Here is a 2,830-nt window from a genome sequence, read left to right on the forward strand (position 1 = left end):
AATATTAATTGGTTTAATACAATTAAAGAAGAGATTATAGCAATACCAAGTAATCTAGGACGAATACATCATATTGATGTCCCAAGCATGCCTTCTATTTATCAGAAGCAGTAGAAATGACTTTTATTTAATGATTTTTTCTTCCCTCAAAAATGTATCCAGGCTATCTGCAATGTCATAACATCTGCTCACATTAGTTACACCACTGCAAAATCTTGAATCTAATTGATGTTCTTCACATTCGAAACCAGATAAATTTACTTTTTCAAAATTTCCATTCACGGCTTTGCATTTTTCATACAAAGCATCAACTGTTGCATTTGCTTCCGGCTCGATGTTATTTTCAATTAAAAAACCCTTTAAGTAATTATCTATGGCAATATGAGAATTCTGACAAACCATAAAAGAAACGACATCTTCCGCAGGTCTGCACAATTCATCATTCGCTTCTTTCAGTTTTTGAATGGCAGTCTCATAAAGTTTTTGTGCTCTATTTTCCATAGACAGTATTTATTTATAATTAGCTTTTTTTACAACCTATCTATTAATAATAATTTCTGCTTATAGCTTTACATATTTCTAAAAAGTTCCAGTCGTTCCCATTTTGTTTCTACCTCTTCCTGAGCTTGTTTTAACAATTTCGCGCCCAATTCTGCGTCATCTTTTACAACTCTGGTAAAGCGTGTTTCATTATACATAAAGTGGCTTAATGGCTTAGTGGGTTCTTTAGAATCTAATTTGAATTTTTTTCCTTTTGGCTTAGAAGGATCAAATCTAAATAGGGGCCAATAGCCTGTTTCAACCGCTTTTTGTTGTTGCTTGGCCCCATCTTTTAAATCATATCCATGCTCACCACAGTGTGAATAGGCTACAATAAGTGACGGACCAGGGTATGCTGCGGCTTCTTCAATTGCCTTTAAGGTTTGAAGATCCTTTGCTCCCATCGCTACCTGTGCAACATATACATTCTCATAGGAAATGGCCTGAAGTGCCAGGCTTTTTTTGCCTGTTCGTTTCCCGGACACAGAAAACTTGGCGCTAGCGCCCAATGGAGTTGCTTTAGAGGTCTGACCGCCTGTATTGGAATATACATCAGTATCAAGCACCATAATATTTACATCTTCTCCGGAAGCTAATACATGATCAACTCCTCCATAGCCTATATCGTAAGCCCAGCCATCGCCACCAAGAATCCAGACTCCTTTTTTACGAAGGTACTCTGTGAGTTGACTTAATTTTTTGGCATCGGGATTGTCTTTTTCCTTTGCCAATACTTCCTTAAGTCTGTCAACATCAGCAAATTTCTGACTTCTCTGCTCTTCTGTTTCTTCCGGATTCATCAGAATAGCTTCAGTTAATTCCTCACCAACCTCATTTTTCAGTTGTTCTAGAAGATTAACCGCAATTTCCTGTTTCTTGGTTAAGGCCAGCTTCATTCCAAATCCAAACTCGGCATTGTCTTCAAAAAGTGAATTTGCCCAGGCCGGACCTCTTCCTGCTGCATTTGTTTTATAAGGTGTTGTTGGCAAATTGCCACCATATATTGAGGAACAACCGGTTGCATTGGCAATAATTATACTATCGCCATATAACTGGGTAAGCATTTTAATATATGGCGTTTCTCCACAACCAGAACAGGCTCCTGAAAATTCGAATAAAGGTTCTAAAAACTGAGAGCCTTTTATATTGGTTATTTGTAAGGCCGATCTGTCATAGTCCGGTAAATCGATAAAATAATCCCAATTTACATTTTCCACGGCATCAAAATCGAGTTTCTTCCGCATATTGATGGCTTTAAAATTCTCAATTTCTTTGCTTTCAGCAGGGCAAACAGCGACACAAAGGTCACATCCGGTACAGTCTTCCGGAGAAACCTGTAATACGTAAGATTCAGTTTCAGCGGAAAATGGCCTTCCCTTGGCAGGAACTGATTTCAAACTACCCGGAGCATCTGCCATAACTTCATTAGGAACTACTTTAGCTCTAATTGCAGCGTGCGGGCAGATAGCTACACATTTATTACATTGTGTACAAAGTACTTCATCATCCCAGATTGGGATAAAGTTAGCGATCCCGCTTTTCTCGTATTGGGTAGTGCCGGTAGGGAAGGTACCATCAACCGGAAATGCACTGACTGGCAATTCGTCTCCATGACCTCCTAGTATTTTCTCAAGAACATTCTTTACAAAACCATCGGGAGCATCAGTCATTGCGGAAAGCAATCCTTTCTCGCTGCTTACATCTTTTGGATAGTCTACCTGATATAAATTTTCGAGTGATTTATCAACAGCATTAAAATTCATTTGAACTACTGCATCACCTTTATGAGCATATGACTTAACTATGGCATCCTTAATTTTCTGAATGGCCTCATCTTTAGGCAGAATACCTGATATGGCAAAGAAACAAGTTTGTAAAACGGTATTTGTCCTTTTACCAAGATTGGCTTCATGGGCCACTTTTGTAGCATCCACAACATAAAATTTCGCCTCTTTTTCAATGATTCCCTCCTGCATCTTCTTAGGTAATTTGTCCCAAATTTCCTCTTTCGAAAATGGTGAATTTAAAAGGAATGTGCCTCCTTGTTTTAAATCGGCTATCATGTCATATCTTTCAATGAAATTGAATTGATGACTTGCTATAAAATCCGCTTTGTCAATCAGGTAGGAAGAGTAAATTGGTTCCGGACCAAAGCGCAAATGAGAAATAGTTTGCGCACCCGCTTTTTTGGAATCGTAAACAAAATATCCCTGTACATAATTATCGGTCGTATCACCAATTATTTTGATGGAGTTTTTATTTGCCCCTACGGTACCATCGGATCCCAGAC

2 protein-coding genes are annotated in these 2,830 nt (G+C 38.4%); both read right to left on the reverse strand.

Annotation, left to right across the window (positions count from 1 at the left end; genetic code table 11):
• Positions 1-123: 123 nt before the first annotated feature.
• Complete coding sequence (locus Q0X89_RS07030; protein WP_297692535.1) at positions 124-501, reverse strand: HEPN domain-containing protein; 378 nt, start codon at positions 499-501, stop codon at positions 124-126.
• A gap of 68 nt (positions 502-569) precedes the next feature.
• On the reverse strand, positions 570-2,830 hold a 2,261-nt coding region (gene nifJ / locus Q0X89_RS07035; RefSeq protein WP_297692537.1), incomplete at its 5' end, for a pyruvate:ferredoxin (flavodoxin) oxidoreductase.

It is taken from the genome of uncultured Eudoraea sp. (assembly GCF_947258525.1).
In the GTDB taxonomy this organism is placed as follows: Bacteria; Bacteroidota; Bacteroidia; order Flavobacteriales; family Flavobacteriaceae; genus Eudoraea.